Origin of the sequence: Streptomyces sp. NPDC005263, assembly GCF_042872365.1 — a bacterium.
GTDB lineage: Bacteria > Actinomycetota > Actinomycetes > Streptomycetales > Streptomycetaceae > Streptomyces.
The window spans coordinates 282,122-300,146 of record NZ_JBIAKJ010000002.1 but is presented as its reverse complement, the minus strand read 5'-3'; the positions used below and the strand labels follow the sequence as shown (position 1 = coordinate 300,146).

Here is an 18,025-nt window from a genome sequence, read left to right as displayed (position 1 = left end):
CGTTCCCCCCGTTCCGAGTGCCAGCGTGAGCCGAGGACATCGCACATGCATCCGCCACCGTCCGACTCTCGATCGCGCGTCCTTCACCTCACCCAACCCGTGAACGGCGGGGTCGCCCGCGTCGTGACGGACCTGGTACGGCAGCAACTCGCGGCCGGTCTGGCCGTCACGGTGGTCTGCCCCGACGGGGCGCTCAGCACCGAACTCCGGCCGCTGGGCGCGGACGTACGGCACTGGCACGCCACGCGGTCGCCGGGTCCGTCACTCGTGCGAGAGGTACGACACCTCGCACGAGTGATCGACGAGGTGCGTCCCGATCTGGTGCACGCGCACAGCGCGAAGGCGGGGCTCGCCGGGCGGCTCGCCGTGCGGGGGCGCATCCCCACCGTGTTCCAGCCGCACGCCTGGTCCTTCGAGGCCGTCGGCGGGGCCACCTCGGCGCTCGCGCTGCGGTGGGAGCGGTGGGGTGCGCGCTGGGCCTCCCGCACGGTGTGCGTGAGCGAGGCGGAGCGCACGACCGGTGAGCGTGCCGGGATCAGTGGACGGTGGAGTGTCATCCCCAACGGCGTCGACCTGCGGCGCTTTTGCCCCGCCCAGGTCGGCGCCGCGCGGGCCGGGCTGAGCCCGTTGCACGGGGTCGATCCCGGCGCGCCGCTGGTGGTCTGCGTCGGGCGGCTGTGCCGGCAGAAGGGGCAGGACGTCCTGTTGGCGGCGTGGGACACCGTCGCCGGCGGGGCGCCCGGCGCGCGTCTCGTCCTGGTCGGCGACGGGCCGGACCGCGAGCGGCTGCAAGCGAGCGCGCCGGCCTCCGTGCTGTTCGCGGGGGCCGTCACCGACGCGGTCCCCTGGTACCAGGCGGCCGATCTCGTCGTTCTGCCGTCCCGTTGGGAGGGCATGGCGCTGGCCCCGCTGGAGGCGATGGCCTGCGGGCGGCCCGTGGTGGTCAGCGATGTCGACGGTGCCCGCGAGAGCCTGCCTCCCGAGCTGGCCGCCCGCTGCCTGGTACCGCCCGAGAACCCGGCGGCGCTCGCCAGGGCCGTCACCGACCTACTGCTCGACCCGCGGCTGCGCGAGTCGCTCGGCCGCCAGGGGCGCCGGTACGTCCTGTCCTCGCACGACGTGCGGCACACCGCCGAGGCGGTCACGGACGTCTATCGCGACCTGATCAGCCTGCGGCCCGCACCAGGTGTCGTGCCCCCAGAGCCTAGGGAGTCGATCCACTCGTGACCGCGGAAAGCGCCCTCTCCTCCCCCGGCACGGAAACCCGGGATCACCCACTCCCGCCCGTCGCGATGATGCCGTCCCGCGGCGCCGCCCCGGGGTTACGGTTCGCCCCCCGCAGGCCGCCCGCCCGGCCGGCCTCGCCGATGTCCCTGCTCGTCGCGGACGGCGCGGCCGCCCTGCTGGGCGCCGTCACCCTGGCCGTGACTCAGTTCCGTCCGCTCCCCTCGGCCCTCCTGGTGGCCGCGTCGCTGGTGCTGCGACCGCACCGCACCCGCCCGTCGCCGCCGGGGGCCCTGGACGAACTGCCCACCGTCTGCGGCCGGACCGCGCTGGCCTGGCTCACCCTCGCGACGCTCGTGGCGGCGTACCGGCCGGATCAGGCGCTGTCCGCGCGTGACTTGCTGGTGGGCTTCGTCGTGCAGGCGGCGGCGGGCTGCGTGCTGCGCGGCACCGTGCACGCGAGGTGGCGCGCGGCGCTGCTGCGCCATCCGCACGCCGCGCTCGTCATCGGTCCGGCGGCGACCGCGCAGCGCGTGGCCGCCGCAGTGCTGCGCCATCCGCGGTGCGGAGTGCGGCCGGTGGGGATCGTGGCCGAACGGCAGGACGGCGCCGAGGGCCTGCCGGTCCTGACGACCGGTGCGGAGGTCGAGCGGGCGGTCGTGCAGAACGGCGTGCGGACCGTGCTGGCCGTGCACCCCTCGGTACGGTCCCAGCAGGGACGGTTGCTGCGCGCGCTGTCCGAGCGGGGCTGCGTGGTGTGGGAGCTCGAGGCGGAGTCCCCGTCGTACGCGACGCAGGAGCGGCTGGCCGGATTCCCCTGCCGGCGCCTTGAGATGTCCGCGACGCGCCGCGGCAGCGCGGGCAAGCGGATCCTCGATGTCCTGGTGTCGGGGACGCTGCTGCTGCTGGTCAGCCCCCTGTTGCTGGTCTGCGCGGTGGCGCTGCGGATCACCGACGGGCCGGGCGTGGTGTTCCGTCAGGAACGCGTCGGCAAGGGCGGGGTGCCCTTCACCCTGCTGAAGTTCCGCACGCACCGCCCGGTCGACGAGCACGAGGCGGCGACCCGGTGGAGCGTGGCCAACGAACACGAGATGAGCTGGTTCTGCCGCATGCTGCGGCGCACCTCGCTCGATGAACTGCTCCAGCTGTGGAACGTGCTCCGGGGCGACATGAGCCTGGTCGGGCCGCGGCCCGAACGCCCGTACTACGTCGCGCAGTTCAGCCGGACACATCCCGGCTACGCGGCCCGTCACCGCTCGCGGACCGGCATCACCGGGCTCGCCCAGATCCATGGGTTGCGCGGCGACACGTCCATCGAGGACCGCTGCCGGTTCGACAACGTCTACATCGACGACTGGTCGTTGTGGCAGGACGTGTGCATCCTGTTGCGCACCGCGGCCACGTTCGTGCGTCCGACGGGGAGCTGAGAGCCGGTGAGCCTCGCACTGACGCTGCTGGCGCGCCGGGGCATCCTGCTGACGCCGGTGCTGCCCGTGGTGGCCGTGCTCGTCCTGCTGGCGGTGCCGCTGTCCCCGAGCGGCGACGCCGGCCCCGGGCCCGCCGACGCGGTGTCCGGGCTCATGGTGCTGTACTGCGCGATCCGTCTCGTACGGGACGGGCGGCGGGACCTGTCGCGTACGGCCGCCGTGGTGCTGGGTCTGCCGGTCGTCGGGCTGTCCCTGGCCGCCGCGGGGTCGTACGCGCCCGGAGCCGGGGCCGCCGGGCTGGTCCGCTATCTGCAGATCTTCGTGCTCGTCCCGGCGGCGGTCCTGTTGCTGATCCGCGACCGGGGCGACTTCCGGCTGCTGACCTGGTCGTTCGTGGGGATCGCGTTCGTGCAGGGGGCCGTCGGCGTGCACCAGTACGTCACCCGGACCGGCGCCTCGTACCAGGGCGAGCCGATCCGGGCGGTCGGCACGTTCGGGCCGCAGGACGTGATGGGCATGGCGACGGTGGTCGCCATCGGCGTGGTGTGCGCGCTGGGCCTCGCGCTGGGGCTGACGTCCGTACGGCAGCGGGCCGTCGCCGCGCTGTGCGCGCTGGCGCTGCTGCTGCCGCTGGCGCTGTCGTTCAGCCGGGGCGCGTGGATCGCGACGGCGGTGACCTGCACGGCGCAACTGGCGCTGGCCGGGCTGCGACGCGCCCTCAAGGTGACCGCGGTGGTGGTTGCCGCGGGCGTGGTGCTGGTGGGCGGCCTCGGTGTCGGCACGGCGCTGCTGCAGGAGCGGATCGACAGCATCGGCCAGGTCGCCGACGCCCCCGACCAGTCCGTCGTCGACCGCTACACGATGTGGGCGGCCGCGACCGACATGTGGCTCGAACACCCGTTGACCGGCGTCGGGTTGAAGGGCTTTCCCGAATACCGGGACGCGTACGCCTCACCGGCGCTGTCGTCGTTCAGCGACACGGAGGGCGCGGGGGCCGGGTACCGGAGGCAGCCCCTGCTGTCGCCGCACAACATGTATCTGCTGGTGCTGAGCGAGCAGGGTCTGATCGGGTTGCTGGCCCTCGTCGGGAGCTGGCTGGCCCTGGTGGTCTGCGGGCTGCGGGCGTTGGTGCGGACACGCAGGCAGGGGGCGCACGGCCTCGACTGCGCGCTGGTCGCCTGCGGGTTGCTGATCTGGAAGCTCACCGACTTCCTGTACGCCGACATCGGCGGCCCCGCCACCGTGCTGACCGGCGTGTGCTTCGGGCTGGTGGCGTGGTGGGCGCTGGCCGGGAGCGGTGAGGCGGAGACCGGGACGCCGGCTCCGGTGGACGCGGCCGCCGAGAGGGCCGTGGCTCGATGACCGTGACGCCGCGGGCTGCGGGGCGCGGGGCCGACACGGCCGGCGCACCCCCGGCGCGGGCCACCGCGCAGCCCGTGGACGGCACCGACCTCACCGGGCACACCCGGAGGTTCCTCGCCAAGGCCACCCTGATCACGGCGTCGCTGTCGGTCGCCGGGGCACTGCTCGGCCTGGTGCGGGACCAGACGCTGGCCCGGCTCTTCGGGGCGGGAAGCGAGACGGACGCCTTCCTGATCGCGTGGACCGTGCCGGAGTTCGCGGCCACGCTGCTCATCGAGGACGGACTGGCCATGGCGCTGATCCCGGCGTTCAGCTTCGCCCTGGTCCGGCGCGCTCAGGGGGCCGGCGGCGACCCGGTCCGTTCCCTGGTCGCCAGCACCCTGCCCCGGCTGTCCCTCTGCTTCGTCGCCGTGTCCGCGCTCATCATCGGCGTGGCCCCCTACCTGGTCGAGGCCCTGGCACCCGGCCTGCCCGATCCGCGCCTCGCCGCCGACTGCATCCGGCTGACGGCGACCTGTGTCCTGACGTTCGGGCTCGCCGGGTACTGCAGTGCGGCACTGCGGGCGCACCGCCGCTTCCTGCCGCCCGCCGCGATCTACGTGGCGTACAACACCGGCATCATCAGCACGATGTTCCTGCTCGGCGGGGCCTGGGGCGTGCGCGCGGCGGCGGCCGGAGTGGCGGTGGGCGGCTGCCTGATGGTGACGGTGCAACTACCGTCCCTGTGGCGGCAGCTGAGGAGTCACCCGTCCGCGCCCAGCGGGGTCGCGGTCGAGGCACCCCCGAAGAACCTCGGGCTGATCAGTGCCGTTCTCCTCTTCGCCATGTGCCGCCAGTCCCAGGTGCTGATCGAACGCTTCCTCGCCTCCACCCTTCCGGCCGGGGCCATCTCGTACCTCAACTACGCGCAGAAGGTGGCTCAGATCCCGATGACCCTCTCGCTGATGCTGTGCACGGTCACCTTCCCGGTGGTGACGCGGGCGCTCGCCGACGGCGACACGGAACGGGCCCGCGCCCGCGTCGAGCGGGACCTCGCGCTGGCGTCCTGCATGGTGCTCGTCGGCGCGGCCGTGGTGATCGCCTGCGCCCCGCAGATCATCGCGATCCTCTTCCAACGGGGCGCCTTCACCGCGCAGGACACGGCGGTTACGGCGGGCGTCATGCGCGTGTACGCCCTCGGGCTGCTCGGCCAGACCCTGGTCGGGGTGCTGATGCGCTCGTACTTCTCGGCGGGGCGGCCCGCCTGGTATCCGACCGTCGCGATGGCCGCCGGCCTCGGCGCGACCTTCTGGATCGGGGCGGGGACCGTGGGCACCTGGGGCGTGTCGGGCATCGCCACCGCCAACGCCGCCGGCATCACCCTCACGGCCGCGCTGCTGCTCGTCGGCCCTCCGGGAACACCGAAGGGCACAGCGAAGGGCACACCGACGGGGCAGGCAGGCGCCCGCGGAGCGCGAAGGCGCGAAGGGCCGGGCCCGGACACCGCACCGACACGGCCCTCGCGCCGCGGGCGGGGTTCCCGGGGCCGCCACCGGGCCGCTCACCGTAAACCGAAAACGCGTACGAGAGCCGCGCGGTACAGCAGCTCGCGCGGGGTCCCGATCCGCACCCGACAGGTGCTGTCGGAACTGAGCGGGCTGGTGCTGACGGCGGGGGTCGCGACCGCCGCGGGGACGGTCGCCGCGGGCACGCCCCAGTCCCAGGTGGTGGGCCTGGCGGCCGGATGCGTGACCGTTGCCGCCGTCTTCCTCGTGCTCGGCCTGGCCCTGGAGATCCAGGGCTGCACGTCCGCGCTTCATTCCGTACGCACCGTCACACGAAGGCTGAGGCATGGTCGCTCCCGTTGAATCCGCCGGTACCGACAGCCGCCCCGCGGCACGGCCCGGCCCCCTCCCATGGGTGGCGATGTACCACTCCGTGGGCGACTGCTCCGACGACCCGTACCGCATCACGGTCACTCCCGAGCGGCTGGAGCGGCAGCTGGCCTGGCTGCGCCGGCGCGGGCTGCGCGGGGTGTCCCTGCGTGAGCTGTTCGCCGCCCGCGCCCGGGGCGAGGGGCGGCACCTGGTCGGGCTCACCTTCGACGACGGATACGCCGACTTCCTCGACCACGCCCTTCCGGCGCTGCACCGATGGGACTGCGGTGCCACCCTGTTCGTCCTGCCCGGGCGGCTCGGCGGCGTCAACTCCTGGGACCCGCTCGGCCCGCGCAAGCCGCTGCTGACCGCCGACGGCATCCGGCGCGCGGCCTCGGCGGGCGTGGAGATCGGCTCGCACGGTCTGACGCACGTCGATCTCACCCGGGCCGACGACGCCACCCTGAAGGCCGAGGTCACCGACAGCAGAACCCAGCTGGCCCAGATCGTCGGCGCGCCCGTCGACAGCTTCTGCTACCCGTACGGCACGGTCGACGAGCGCGCCGTCTCCGCCGTGCGCGAGGCCGGGTACCGCTATGCCTGCGCCATCGACCCCGGGCCCCTGACCGGCCCGCACGCCCTGCCCCGTCTGCACATCGGCCAGAACGACACCGCCTGGCGGCTGCACCTCAAGCACAAGCTGCACCGACTGCGCCGACGCCCCGTAGAGGGCCTGTGACCATGAAGGTTCTGCACATCATCACCGGCCTGGGCGTCGGCGGCGCCGAACAGCAGCTCCGGCTGCTGCTGCGGCACCTCACCGCCGACTGCGAGGTGGTGGCCCTCACCAACCCGGGCAGCGTCGCCGACGGCCTGATCGCCGACGGCGTCCGCGTGCACCACCTGGGCATAGACGGCAACCGCGACCTGTCGGCGCTGCCCCGCCTGGTCCGCCTGATCCGCGCGGGCGGCTACGACCTGGTGCACACCCACCTCTACCGCGCCTGCGTCTACGGCCGCCTTGCCGCCCGTCTGGCCGGCGTCCGCACCGTGATCGCCACCGAACACTCCCTCGGCGACTGCCAGATGGAGGGCCGGAAGCTGACGGCGGGTGTCCGGGCGCTCTACCTCGCCAGCGAGCGCCTCGGCTCCGCCACGGTCGCCGTCTCCCCCGCGGTCGCCGACCGCCTCCGACGCTGGGGCGTGCCCGCCCCGCGTATCGAGGTCGTCCCCAACGGCATCGACGTGACCCGTTTCCGCTTCGACCCGTCCCGGCGCCACCACACCCGCCGACGCCTCGGCCTGCCGGAGGACGCCTACGTCGTCGGCGCGATCGGCCGGCTCAGCGCGGGCAAGCGCTTCGACGTCCTGATCCAGGCGATGACCCGACTGCCGGACGACCACTGGCTGTTGCTGGTCGGCGGCGGCCCGGAGGAGAGCGTCCTGCGCCGCACGGCGTACGAGGCCGGCGTCGCCGACCGCGTCCTGTTCGCCGGCGAACGCCCCTACGTCCCCGACGGCTCCCCCGGCCCCGACCTGCCCTCCCTCACCTTCGCCATGGATCTGCTCGCCTCCCCCTCCGAGGACGAGTCCTTCGGGCTGGCGGTCGTGGAGGCCCTGGCGTCGGGGCTGCCCGTGCTCTACGGCTCCTGCCCGGCCATCGAGGAACTCCCCCCGCAGGCCACCACCGGTGCCCGGCGGGTGCGCGGCGGTCCGGAGGCGTACGCCCGTGCCGTGGCCGGGGTGCGCGCGGCCGGGCCGCGGCCGCGTACCGCCCCGGACGCCGCCCACCGCTACCACATCACCCGCAGTGCCGCCCGGCTCATGAACGTGTACGCGACGGCCCTGTCCAGATCATCGCCCCCCTCACCTCAGGGAGCCAGTTCGTCATGACCGACAACCTCGCCCGACACCACCGGCAGCCCGGCCGCCCGGCCCGCACCTCAATCCTGCGGCCCTGGTCGCTGCTCGCGGCCGGCGCGCTCGCCGGCGGCCTGGTCGGCGGCACCTACGGGACGGTCAAGGACCCCACGTACACGGCGACCAGCTATGTCGTCGCGGTACCGACCTCGAAGTCCGACCCGGCCTCCGCCCTCGGTTTCGCACAGGCGTACGGCCGTGCCGCCACCCAGCTGGCGGTGCTCGGGGACGCCCAGATCTGGGCGAGAGTGCCGGTCCCGACGCTGCGGCGGAGCGTGCGGACCGTCACCTCGCCGGACGCGCCGATGGTCGCCGTCTCGGCCACCTCCCCGCGCCCCGGCCTCGCCGCCGACATGGCCAACGCGGTCACCCGCGCGCTGACCCGGCACGCCAACGCGACCAAGAGCACCACCCACGTCGAACTCGTGCTGTTCTCACGAGCGGTGCGGCCGACCGACCCGACGTCCGCGTCACCGGTGGTGACCGCTCTGGTCGGCACCAGCGCGGGCGGCCTGCTCGGCGGTCTGGCGCTGCTCGTACGGCCGAGGCGGACCGAGGACGACCAGCTGGCCCGCCCCGCCTCGGTACCCGGCCCGGCCTCCGCCGCCGATGTGCACGGACAGCGGTGACGGTGACGTACACGACGGAACTCGTCACCGACCCGCGTGCCTTCGCCGAGGTGGCTGCGGACTGGGGGCGGCTGTACGAGCGGTGCGGCGCGGCGACCCCGTTCCAGAACCACGCCTGGCTGCACTCGTGGTGGCTGTCGTACGGCAGACCCGGCCGACTGCGGCTGGTGCTCGTGCGCGAGGGCGCCGAACTTGTCGCCGCCGCACCGCTGATGCTCCGGCGTGCCCCGGTGCCCACGCTGGTACCGCTGGGCGGACCCATCTCCGACTACGGGGACGTCCTCATCGACGACGGCCGGGCGGAGGGGGCGGCCGCCGCGCTCGCCCAGGCACTGTCGGCCGCGGCCCGCACCGCGCTGATCGACTTCCGCGAGGTGCGGCCGGGCAGCGCGGTCGAGCACGTCTACGACCGCTGGAGCGGGCCGCGCCGACGGATGCCGGACTCCCTGTGTCTGGAGCTGCCCGCCGTGCCCATGGACGAGCTGCTGTCGCGGCTGCCCTCCGGCAAGGCCCAGCGTGCCCGCGCCAAGCTGCGCAAGCTGAGGTCGCTCGGCGTGGAACGGCACGTCGTGGCGCCGGACCAGGTCGGCGCGGCACTCGAGCGGCTGCTCGAACTGCACCGGCTGCAGTGGCAGGGCCGGAGGGTGACGTCGGAGCATCTGCAGACGCGTTTCTGCGAGCACCTGGTGCGTTCGGTGGGACCGATGGCGCGCCGCGGCGACGCGGTGGTCACCGAGTTCCGGCTCGACGACGAGGTGGTGGCGGTGGACCTCACGCTGCGGTCGCCGCGGCTCACGGGCGGATACCTGTACGGCGCCCATCCGCGCCTGCGGGAACGCAAGGCGGACGTGGCGGTGATGCTCCTCGACGCGTGCACCCAGTACACGGCGGTCGGCGGGCCGGGCACGCTCAGCCTGCTGCGCGGCAACGAGCCCTACAAGCACCACTGGCGTCCCGAACCCGTCGCCAACCAGCGGCTGCTGCTGGCCCGGCGACGCACGGCGCCGCTGATGTCGGCGGTGATCGGCGACGTGGCCGCGCGTCGGCGGGGCAAGGAGTTACTGAGTCGCTTCCAGGAGCGGGCCGGTGACGGCGGGCCCTCGACGGGACCCGAGGTCACCGGCGAGCCCTATCGGGTCCGCGACCAGCTGTCGAGAGGCAGGCACGCCTTGCGGCGGAGCCAGAACTCGGCCCAGTCACCGAGGCGCAGCGGCGAACAGCCCAGCGGACGCAACGACGTGGGAGGTGCGGTGGGCGCGGGCAGCGTCGCCGGGTCGCCGGTCCGACCGAAGAGGACGGACTGATAGACCTGGGAGGAACCGGGGTTGGCCGGGCACTGCCAGACACCGTGCGGACAGTAGTCGGTCAACGTGTTGTACAGCGGCTTGTGCTCATCCATCCAGGCGAGCATCCGCCGCATGTACTCGGCGTTGTCGCCATTGCGGAAGAGCCCCCATTCTGGATAGGAAATAGGCTTGTTGTGGGATTGCGCGAAGTCCACGTGCGCTTGAAGTCCGTAGGGCTCCGTCACCTGTTCGTCGAACGAAATTCCCCGCGGCTGGTCGTACGTGTCCATGCCGATGATGTCTACGGTGTCGTCCCCCGGATAGCACTCCGTCCAGGGAATCGCGTCCCGGCCGCGGCTCGGCGTGAAATCGAACCGGAATTCCTGGCCCGGCACCGAACGCATGGCGTTGACGATGTTGTTCCAGTATGCCTTCCAGGCCTCCGGGTCGGGCCCGCAGCGATGGGTGTAGGTCGTGCCGTTCATCTCCCAGCCGAGTACCAGGACCGTGTCCGGCACACCCAAGGCCACCAGCCGCTCACCGAGGGCGCGGAAGTGCTGATCGAAGCGTCCGTTGGCGCCCTCCCGCAGCAGCCACCCGACCTCACCGTCGGAGACACCCTCCTCGTTGCGCTCCAGCATGGGCACGTTGAGGACGAACATCCGGTCGTCCTTCGCCCTGCGCCAGCGCGCCCACCCCTCGAGGAAGCCGGGAGCGCCCTCGATGTTGCTCCAGCGGTCGCCGGGCAGATAGCTGTGCCCGACGCGCAGTTCGGCACCGCCCAGCCACCGGCTGAGTTGCGACATGCGCGCGACGCCCGGGGTTCCGGAGTCGAGGAAGGCACCGAACGCGGGGCTCTCCTGCGCGGGTACCCCGGTCGTCTGCCCGTCGACCGAAGGGGTCGCCGGGGCCGGTTGCGGCGGCTCGATGAGGGGCGGGCTCCCGGTTGCCGGTGTGAGCACGGGCTGCTGCGCTGCCGGGGGGAACGCGGCTTCCTGCGATGCCGGGGGCAGCGCGGCCTCCTGGGGCGCCGGGGTGAGCGCGGCCTCTTGCGGTGCCTGCGGCGCGGCGGGCTCGGTCACCGCGGGCGGCATCTGCGCCATGGGGGCCGGGAGGGCCGGAGTCGGAGCGGAGGGATCGGGGAACGGGGGCATCCCCGCGAAGCTGGCGCCGGACGCCAGCGTGCTGGAGAGGGCGACTGCCGCGGCGACGACCGTCAGCCGCCTGGTCCGGGTCCGGCGATGCTGTGGAACCATGCCTGCTTTTCTCCCCGCTCTCTCGCTGTCCTCTGCTTTTGTTCTGCTTCTGCCGCTGATTGTGCCGCTGATGTTCTGCTGCCTTTGTGGTCGGTCTACTGACAACCAGTCACATGCAGTTAGTCACACAAAATGGAATATCGCCACCGGCCTTACGGCTTTCGAGTACCTCACTCCCCTGTAAGGGTGAGCCGATCCGAAGGAATGAAGCCCGTGCCACTGCTCGACACCCGCGTTCCCGCCGTTCTGCTGCGGATCGACCGGAATCCCTTTCACCACGGAACGCTCGGAGCCGTGCGCTCGCTCGGCAGAGCGGGGGTGGAGGTGCATGTGGTCGCCGATTCCGCGGGGAGTCCCGTGACCAGTTCGCGCTTCGTCCGTGAAATGCACCCCCCGCCGCCGCCCGGGGCGTCCCCCGGCGAGATCGCCGACGTGCTGCGCCGGGTGGCCGAGCGGGTGGCGCGTCCCGCCGTTCTGGTCCCGATGGACGACGCGAGCGCGGTCGCCGTGTGCCGCATGCGCGAGGAGCTCGCCCCCTCCTATCTGCTGCCCGCCACACCCGGCGCACTGCCCGAACGCGTCGCCGACAAGGCCGAACTGGCCCGCGTATGCGCGTCGGTGGGCATCCCGCACCCGGTGACGCTGGTCCCGGACAGCCCGGCGCGGGCCGTCGACGCCGCCCGGCACCTGGGGCTGCCGATGGTGGCGAAGTGGAGCCGGCCCTGGCAGCTGCCTTCGGGGAGCGGACTGCACAGCACGGTGCTGGTGAAATCCGTACAGCAGGCGACGGAGCTTTATCTGCGCGTCGAGGAGGCCGGCAGCCCGCTGTTGCTGCAGGCGTATCTGCCGCCGGGCAAGGACCGCGACTGGTTCTTCCACGGATACGCCGACCGCTTCTGCGCCGTGCGCGCGGGCGGTCCGGGGCGCAAGCAGCGGGCCTGGCCGCGCGGGGCGGGCCTGACCGTGGTCGGCCGCTGGACGGACAACCCGCAGGTGCGGGCGCTCGCCGAACGGCTCATCGGCGAGCTGGGCTACCGCGGGATCTTCGACCTCGACTTCCGCCTGTGCGGCACGACGGGCAGCTACCACCTGCTCGACTTCAACCCGCGCCCCGGTGCCCAGTTCCGGCTCTTCTCCGACTCGGCCGGACTGGACGTCGTCCGCGCCCTGCACCTCGACCTGACCCACCGGCAGCTCCCGGCGGGGGCGCCGATGGTGGGGCGGTCGTTCGTGGTGGAGAACTACGCACCGCTCGCCGCGCTTCGACCCGCGCCCCGCGGACGCGAACTGGCCTGGCACGCCCCGGACGACCGGGCTCCCGGCCGGGCGATGCGGGCCCTGTGGTGCCGTCATGTGACCGGCCGGGTGCGAGAGCGGCTGCGCGCGGCCCCGGCGGCGCCCGTGCCGGCCCGGGTGGGCCGCCAGGCGGGCGCACCGTCCCTGTCCGACGAAGAGAACGCGAGAAGTCACTGATGTACGACTTGCTGGTGGTGGGCGCCGGCCCGTACGGCCTGTCCATCGCGTCACACGCGGCGGCCGCGGGGCTGAACCTGCGGATCCTCGGGCGGCCCATGGCGTCCTGGCGGGACCACATGCCCCGCGGCATGTTCCTGAAGTCGGAGCCGTGGGCCTCCAACCTCGCCGATCCGGACGGTCGTTGGCGCCTGGACGCGTACTGCGCGACCCGGGGCCTCGTGGCGCGTCACGCGGAGCCGATCCCGGTGGAGACGTTCGCGGCGTACGGCCTGTGGTTCGCGCGCAACGCCGTGCCGGAGGTGGACGAGCGCCTGGTGGGCGGGGTGGTCGGCCACCCGGCCGGTTTCGAGGCGGTCACCGAGGACGGGGAGGTGCTGCGTGCCCGGACGGTGGCGTTGGCGGTCGGCGTGCTGCCCTTCACCCAGATGCCGTCACCGCTGCGGGGCCTGCACCCCACCCTCGTCACGCACAGCAGTTGCCACAGCGAACTCGGCCGCTTCCGCGGCAAGGACGTCACGGTGATCGGCGGCGGCCAGGCGGCCCTGGAGACCGCGGCGCTCCTCGCCGAACAGGGCACACGGGTACGGGTACTGGCGCGGGCGGAACGGCTGCGCTGGAACGACGTGCCGCCGCCCGCACAGCGACCGTGGTGGCGGTCGGCCCGCACCCCGCACAGCGGCCTCGGCTGCGGCTGGCGCAACTGGTTCTACGCCGAGTGCCCGGACCTCTTCCGTCGCCTCCCCGAGCCGACCCGGGTCGGCATCGCGGCCACCGCGCTCGGACCGGCGGGCGCCTGGTGGGTACGGGACCGGGTCGAGCCGACGGTGGAGACGCTGCTCGGCTGCGAGGTCGCCGCGGCCCGTGCGGTGCCGGGCGGCGTCCGTCTGGAGACGGTGAGCCGGACTGGGGAGACCCGCTCCCTGGAGACCGAGCACGTGGTCGCGGCCACGGGGTTCCGGGCGACTGCGGACCGGCTCGGGCTGCTCTCCCCCGAGCTGCGCCGGAGCCTGTTGACGACCGCCGACGGTTCCCCCGCGGTGGGGCGTGACTTCGAGTCCTCGTACCCGGGCCTGTTCCTGTCGGGTCTGCTGACCGCCTCCGCCTTCGGCCCGTCCATGCGGTTCGTGCACGGCGCGACCTTCACGGCGGCGACGCTCGTACGAGGGGTACGCCGCCGACTGCTCACCGCGCCGCCCGCCGGGAAGGTCCCGGTACCGCTGAGCGGAGGCCGCAGCGCGGCACCCTGGAGAACGCCCCTCTGACCAAGGGGGGTGCCGGGTGCCGGACTCGCTTGGTCCGGCACCCGAACGGAGCGCTATCGGGAGAAGCCGGCTCGGCCTCGTCGATACAGGATGGTGCCGCTGGTCAGCAGCAGAGCGGCGAGTCCCGAGACGGCCAACGCGTTCTCCCTGGGGCCGCTCTCGGCGAGGGTGAGCGGCTTCGTCGCGGGTGGGGCAGGTGGCGTCGCCACCTTGACGGGGGGCGGGGGAGCCGGTGCCAGCGACGTCACCGGTGGCTTGGGGGGAGGCGGTGACACGCGTGGCGTGGTGGGGGTTTTCGGGGGCTGGGGCGGTGTGTCACCGTAGCCGCCGGGCTCGTCCGAGTCCTGGCCGTAGCCGCCGTCGTACTCGTCGCCGCCGTCATCGCCGTAACCGTCATCGAGGCCTGATCCGTCGTCATCGCCATAGCCGCCACTGACGCCTGATGTGGCGTCATCGCCTGACCCGTCGTCAGCGACTGACTCGTCGTCATCGCCGTAGCCGCTGCCACCGCTGTCGTCGTAAAGGGCAGCGGACGTGCCGGACACGGCGCCCAGCGATGCCCCTGGGGGCCCCTCGGAGGCCGAGTCCGCGAACACCGGGGTGACGCACAGGGACAGGATGCTCGTCGCGGCGGCGGTCACGACCATTCCCTTGCTCAGGTTCTGTCGCACTCTCGTCGTCTTTCTCATCAGGGAAGTGGGAAAAGCCGGCCCGGAATTGTGGAGCCGGCCGTTACGTACCGTGGCCAGGACTGACGTGCCGATGCGGCGATTCAGTGCCTGTTCCGCCTCCCGTTACGCCGGGAGGCGGCTTCACGCCTGCCGTGGTTTCGCTGCAACTTGATCTTCTGACTGGTCAGGTGATGGGATCCGGTGAAGTGCCAGTACCGACAGTCCGAGCATCGGTAAATACGATCCGGGATCCTGTCCAGCAGCGGCTGCTTGATCAGCCAGGTTCTCGCCTCGGATTCAGTGCGAAACGACGCTTTCCCGGTCTCCGGACAACGCGGAAAAATGATCACACCACTCACATTCCCTCCGAGGCGCGATGTCGGCTCACATTCTCTTCAACACAGGGATGGAACCGATGTTGCATCAGCAGTAACCCGCCCGATCAAGTGGATGACACCCTTACGGACGAGTAGCCATGGAAATTAATCCGAATGGTCCTGTATGGCTGCTGATAGGAATGGAGTTTATCGGATCATATCGGAGCGAACAAGAAGTGCCACGCGTCGCACACCCGGCCAGATACCGGGAAACGCTCCTCCTCCCGGTTCCCGGAAAAGCATCAGCGGCCATCCGGAGGATGGCCGCTGGCGGTATTGGATCGACACATCAATCGATCACTAGCGTGGACCGACCTGCGTGCAGAAGTTACCGATGTTCGTGACGCTTTCACCCAGGACGGTGACCGGCGCATTGACTGTGATCAGGGAGGAGGTGAATTCCTGCTCACACTTCAACAACTGCGCGTTGTCGGTGGTGGAGTCGGGGGTGTCACCGCCGGCGTCGTGAGCCTGGGCGGCCCCGGCACCCGTCAGACCGATGCTACCGATGGCGGCGGTCACCAGCATGACCTTCTTGAACCTGCGCACGCGATTCTCCATAGATTGACTCGCGGCCACTTCACATCGTCGTGGCCTCGATCAGCACAGCACTAGATCGGCACAGCAAAGGGGACGCCTGGATTCTGATCCTCGACATCCCCTGCTCCGCGAATCCCGTCCTTTTCCCCTGCGACCCCGAGCCGACAGGTGAGCAGGACGCCAGACGCGGCGAGGACCAAGGAGCGGGGTCTCACACTCGACGTGCGAGACCCAACTGCCTACGGCGTCCCGGAATCAGCCGATCGACCCGATCACCGTGCAGAAGTTGCCGATGTTCTGGTCCGTGTCACCGGTGACCGAACCGATGGGGGCGAAGGCGGCGCCGGCGTCGAAGCTCTGCTCACAGTCGACAACCTGCAGGTTGTTGATGCCACCGTCGAACGGGTCGTCGTAGTCGTGGCCGCCGTTGGCGCTGGCGACTCCGCCGCCAACAAGGCCGAGACCGCCCACCATGGCCGCTACGGCCGCAGCCTTCTTGAACTTGTGCATCACGTCTCCGATTCCTTCACGCACACGACCCTCCTTACGGACCGTGTCCGACTCGTCACAGAGACTAACATGCGTCTCTCTTATTGCACCATTCCCGACACGCCCGTTTGAGTACTACTAGTTAATCTATGTGCCTTTTATGGAAAGCTTCAAAGTTCACTTGCGTCTCATACGGAAGTGCGCGGGGCGCGGTGGGCGAGCGCGGGCTCAAAGTGGCCGGCTGACCCAAAAACAAAACGCCTCCGTCAGGCGCTGGAACATGGACCCATATGGCCCTCGTCCGCACTGTCGGAGGCTCTTCCTCGGACGGAAGGCCAGGCCTCGCACCGGAAGTGCGAGACCTGGCCTACGCGTGTCCTGCAATCAGTCGATCGAGCCGATCACCGTGCAGAAGTTGCCGAAGTTCTGGTTCACGTCACCGGTGATGTCGGGGAGCTCGACTTCGGCGAGGCCGGCGCCCTCGTAGGTCTGCGTGCAGTCCACGGTCTGCAGGTTTTTGCCGCCCGCGCCGACCAGGTCGTCGAGGTCGTGCCCGGCGTTGGCGCTGGCAACCCCGCCGCCGACGAGACCGAGGCCGCCGACCATGACCGCTACGGCGGCAACCTTCTTGAACTTGTGCATCACGTCTCCGGTTTCTTCACGCACACGGCCCTCTAACGGACCGTGTCCAACTCGCGACGGACGCTAACACAGACTTCCCTTAATCCGTTATTTCCGACACGCCCGATTGAGTGAAGGCAATTGAGCTATATGCGTTTTACGGTGAGATAGGAAAAATAGACTGAAAAACAAAGTGCCTCCGTCAGACGCTGGAGCAAGAACCCACATGGGCCCTCGTCCGCGCCGATCGGAGGCACTTCCTGTTCGCACCCTGAACGGGGCGTCAGACACCACAAGGACTGAAGACCAGGTCCCGCACCGGAAGCATGAGACCTGGCCTACACGGCATCCTGCAATTAGTCGATCGAGCCGATCACCGTGCAGAAGTTGCCGATGTTCTGCTCCGTGTCACCGGTGGTCGAACCGACAGGGGCGAAGGCCAGGCCGCCGTCGAACTCCTGGTCGCAGTTCACGACCTGCAGGTTGTTGACGGCGAAATCGAACGGGTCGTCGTAGTCGTGGCCGCCGTTGGCGCTGGCAACACCGCTGCCGACGAGGCCCAGGCCGCCGACCATGGCCGCTACGGCCGCAGCCTTCTTGAACTTGTGCATCACGTCTCCGATCCCTTCACACACACGACCCTCCTTACGGACCGTGTCCAACTCGTCACAGACGCTAACACAGGCCTCTCTTAACCTGCTATTTCCGACACACCCGATTGAGTGTCACCTGTTGACTTATGTACCTTTTAGGACAACCAGAGAAGGCGGCTGTACGGCAGTAGTCAGGGAAATAGGGCGGCCGTAATGGCCTGCTTACGGCGAACCTGGCGCGGGTTGCCCATCAGCAGGGGGAAGCGGCGCGGGGCGGCCGGTGGCCGGGTCGGCCGCGGTCACCGTCCGGTGCCGAGTTCCTCACGCAGGTCCAGGTAGAAGCGCAGCCACACCCCGGACTGGCGAGGCACCCGGGGCGCCCGCTCGCCGGACACGGTCGCGGCCGGGGGCGTGGTCGTGGCCGTCCACGGCTCGGCGACCGCGCGCTCGAAGGCGATCGCCGTCTTCTCGTCGGCGGCCGCGGTCGCCCACCGATGGGCGACCGCCCGGTGGAAGGCGAGCGCTGTCTCCTCATCGGCGGCCGCGGCATCCACGACCAGCAGACCCGGCTCCGCCATGTGCACGTCCTGAATCGGTTTCATGTCGGCCATGACGCCTTTCGCCGACGTGATCGTTCTCCCCACCTGGCACCTTCACCCGATCGAGATCAGCAACGCCGTGGAACCGTCCGCCGGGGTGCCCGTGCGGGGCCGGGTCAGCCCACTGCCACCATCGTCAGCGCGGCCAGGACGGTGATGACGGCCACCGGAAGCATGACGATCCGTGCCCACTCCATCGTCGCCCGCACGCTGTCGCACCTGGTGGGTAAGTCGGCGGTGGGGACGGCAGCGGGGAGGGTGCGGCAGCAACCGCAGTCCCCCTGGCCGATGTCCAGCCAGTCGTCGACCGTCAGCCCGGCGAAGTCCGCCGGGGACCCGTCCTCGTCCCACATCCTCATGACGAGTTCAACGACCCGCCCCTCGCACAGATGCGACCGGAGGGTCGCCGCGGCAGTGCCGTGGGGGAACGATCCACT

Annotated in this window: 17 protein-coding genes and 1 pseudogene; 10 read left to right on the top strand and 8 right to left on the bottom strand. The window is 71.2% G+C overall.

All coding sequences use genetic code 11. The features are described 5' to 3' along the window. Window positions 1-45: 45 nt before the first annotated feature. The 8 genes and pseudogenes from ACFYRY_RS08695 to ACFYRY_RS08660 form a co-directional block, all read left to right on the top strand. Entirely contained in the window at window positions 46-1,227 is a 1,182-nt protein-coding gene (locus ACFYRY_RS08695; RefSeq protein WP_389141621.1) for a glycosyltransferase, read from the top strand. Then, window positions 1,224-2,651, top strand: coding sequence for an exopolysaccharide biosynthesis polyprenyl glycosylphosphotransferase (locus tag ACFYRY_RS08690; protein ID WP_389141619.1), 1,428 nt, complete (start codon window positions 1,224-1,226; stop codon window positions 2,649-2,651). Before ACFYRY_RS08695 ends, ACFYRY_RS08690 begins: the two co-directional genes overlap by 4 nt. 6 nt (window positions 2,652-2,657) lie before the next feature. Further along, a complete protein-coding gene (locus ACFYRY_RS08685; protein ID WP_389141617.1) occupies window positions 2,658-4,013 on the top strand; it encodes an O-antigen ligase family protein in 1,356 nt (451 codons plus the stop codon). Continuing rightward, window positions 4,010-5,860 (top strand): murein biosynthesis integral membrane protein MurJ, encoded by a 1,851-nt coding sequence (gene murJ / locus ACFYRY_RS08680; RefSeq protein ID WP_389141615.1) that lies wholly within the window; start codon window positions 4,010-4,012, stop codon window positions 5,858-5,860. The genes ACFYRY_RS08685 and murJ overlap by 4 nt, the downstream gene beginning before the upstream one ends. After that, window positions 5,844-6,608 carry a polysaccharide deacetylase family protein gene (locus tag ACFYRY_RS08675; protein WP_389141613.1) on the top strand — a complete coding sequence of 255 codons (765 nt, stop codon included), beginning with the start codon at window positions 5,844-5,846 and terminating at the stop codon, window positions 6,606-6,608. The genes murJ and ACFYRY_RS08675 overlap by 17 nt, the downstream gene beginning before the upstream one ends. A gap of 2 nt (window positions 6,609-6,610) precedes the next feature. Beyond that, entirely contained in the window at window positions 6,611-7,762 is a 1,152-nt protein-coding gene (locus tag ACFYRY_RS08670; protein ID WP_389141611.1) for a glycosyltransferase, read from the top strand. Continuing rightward, window positions 7,759-8,418, top strand: a complete 660-nt coding sequence (locus ACFYRY_RS08665) for a lipopolysaccharide biosynthesis protein (protein WP_389141609.1) — start codon at window positions 7,759-7,761, stop codon at window positions 8,416-8,418. Before ACFYRY_RS08670 ends, ACFYRY_RS08665 begins: the two co-directional genes overlap by 4 nt. Window positions 8,419-8,420: 2 nt before the next feature. Beyond that, window positions 8,421-9,515, top strand: a pseudogene (locus ACFYRY_RS08660) (GNAT family N-acetyltransferase); the annotation flags it as partial. Window positions 9,516-9,547: 32 nt separating this feature from the next. On the opposite strand, the gene ACFYRY_RS08655 reads toward ACFYRY_RS08660, so the two are convergent. After that, on the bottom strand, window positions 9,548-10,960 hold the full coding sequence (locus ACFYRY_RS08655) for a glycosyl hydrolase (protein ID WP_389141607.1): 1,413 nt from the start codon (window positions 10,958-10,960) through the stop codon (window positions 9,548-9,550). Window positions 10,961-11,173: 213 nt separating this feature from the next. Here ACFYRY_RS08655 and ACFYRY_RS08650 point away from each other — a divergent pair, with 213 nt between their 5' ends. Beyond that, window positions 11,174-12,433 carry an ATP-grasp domain-containing protein gene (locus ACFYRY_RS08650; RefSeq protein ID WP_389141605.1) on the top strand — a complete coding sequence of 420 codons (1,260 nt, stop codon included), beginning with the start codon at window positions 11,174-11,176 and terminating at the stop codon, window positions 12,431-12,433. Beyond that, window positions 12,433-13,698, top strand: a complete 1,266-nt coding sequence (locus ACFYRY_RS08645; RefSeq protein WP_389141603.1) for an NAD(P)-binding domain-containing protein — start codon at window positions 12,433-12,435, stop codon at window positions 13,696-13,698. Before ACFYRY_RS08650 ends, ACFYRY_RS08645 begins: the two co-directional genes overlap by 1 nt. A gap of 53 nt (window positions 13,699-13,751) precedes the next feature. Here ACFYRY_RS08645 and ACFYRY_RS08640 read toward each other — a convergent pair whose 3' ends face one another. The 7 genes from ACFYRY_RS08640 to ACFYRY_RS08610 form a co-directional block, all read right to left on the bottom strand. Continuing rightward, window positions 13,752-14,369: a hypothetical protein gene (locus tag ACFYRY_RS08640; protein ID WP_389141601.1), complete on the bottom strand. Its 618-nt coding sequence runs from the start codon at window positions 14,367-14,369 to the stop codon at window positions 13,752-13,754. 677 nt (window positions 14,370-15,046) lie between these two features. Next, on the bottom strand, window positions 15,047-15,295 hold the full coding sequence (locus tag ACFYRY_RS08635; protein ID WP_389141599.1) for a hypothetical protein: 249 nt from the start codon (window positions 15,293-15,295) through the stop codon (window positions 15,047-15,049). Window positions 15,296-15,541: 246 nt separating this feature from the next. Next, window positions 15,542-15,820, bottom strand: a complete 279-nt coding sequence (locus tag ACFYRY_RS08630) for a hypothetical protein (RefSeq protein WP_389141597.1) — start codon at window positions 15,818-15,820, stop codon at window positions 15,542-15,544. Window positions 15,821-16,159: 339 nt separating this feature from the next. Further along, on the bottom strand, window positions 16,160-16,417 hold the full coding sequence (locus ACFYRY_RS08625; protein ID WP_389143672.1) for a hypothetical protein: 258 nt from the start codon (window positions 16,415-16,417) through the stop codon (window positions 16,160-16,162). A 335-nt stretch (window positions 16,418-16,752) separates the two neighbouring features. Beyond that, on the bottom strand, window positions 16,753-17,031 hold the full coding sequence (locus ACFYRY_RS08620) for a hypothetical protein (RefSeq protein ID WP_389141595.1): 279 nt from the start codon (window positions 17,029-17,031) through the stop codon (window positions 16,753-16,755). Window positions 17,032-17,288: 257 nt separating this feature from the next. Then, window positions 17,289-17,591 carry a DUF6207 family protein gene (locus ACFYRY_RS08615; protein WP_389141593.1) on the bottom strand — a complete coding sequence of 101 codons (303 nt, stop codon included), beginning with the start codon at window positions 17,589-17,591 and terminating at the stop codon, window positions 17,289-17,291. A 113-nt stretch (window positions 17,592-17,704) separates the two neighbouring features. After that, entirely contained in the window at window positions 17,705-17,947 is a 243-nt protein-coding gene (locus ACFYRY_RS08610) for a hypothetical protein (protein ID WP_389141591.1), read from the bottom strand. Window positions 17,948-18,025: the final 78 nt, after the last annotated feature.

Bases quoted from the DNA above. Each gene is read 5' to 3' on its own strand.
- ACFYRY_RS08695 (WP_389141621.1), top strand. From the start codon at position 46: ATGCATCCGCCACCGTCCGACTCTCGATCGCGCGTCCTTCACCTCACC.
- murJ (WP_389141615.1), top strand. From the start codon at position 4,010: ATGACCGTGACGCCGCGGGCTGCGGGGCGCGGGGCCGACACGGCCGGC.
- ACFYRY_RS08675 (WP_389141613.1), top strand. From the start codon at position 5,844: ATGGTCGCTCCCGTTGAATCCGCCGGTACCGACAGCCGCCCCGCGGCA.
- ACFYRY_RS08670 (WP_389141611.1), top strand. From the start codon at position 6,611: ATGAAGGTTCTGCACATCATCACCGGCCTGGGCGTCGGCGGCGCCGAA.
- ACFYRY_RS08665 (WP_389141609.1), top strand. From the start codon at position 7,759: ATGACCGACAACCTCGCCCGACACCACCGGCAGCCCGGCCGCCCGGCC.
- ACFYRY_RS08655 (WP_389141607.1), bottom strand. From the start codon at position 10,960: ATGGTTCCACAGCATCGCCGGACCCGGACCAGGCGGCTGACGGTCGTC.
- ACFYRY_RS08645 (WP_389141603.1), top strand. From the start codon at position 12,433: ATGTACGACTTGCTGGTGGTGGGCGCCGGCCCGTACGGCCTGTCCATC.
- ACFYRY_RS08625 (WP_389143672.1), bottom strand. From the start codon at position 16,417: ATGCACAAGTTCAAGAAGGTTGCCGCCGTAGCGGTCATGGTCGGCGGC.
- ACFYRY_RS08615 (WP_389141593.1), bottom strand. From the start codon at position 17,591: ATGAAACCGATTCAGGACGTGCACATGGCGGAGCCGGGTCTGCTGGTC.
- ACFYRY_RS08610 (WP_389141591.1), bottom strand. From the start codon at position 17,947: ATGAGGATGTGGGACGAGGACGGGTCCCCGGCGGACTTCGCCGGGCTG.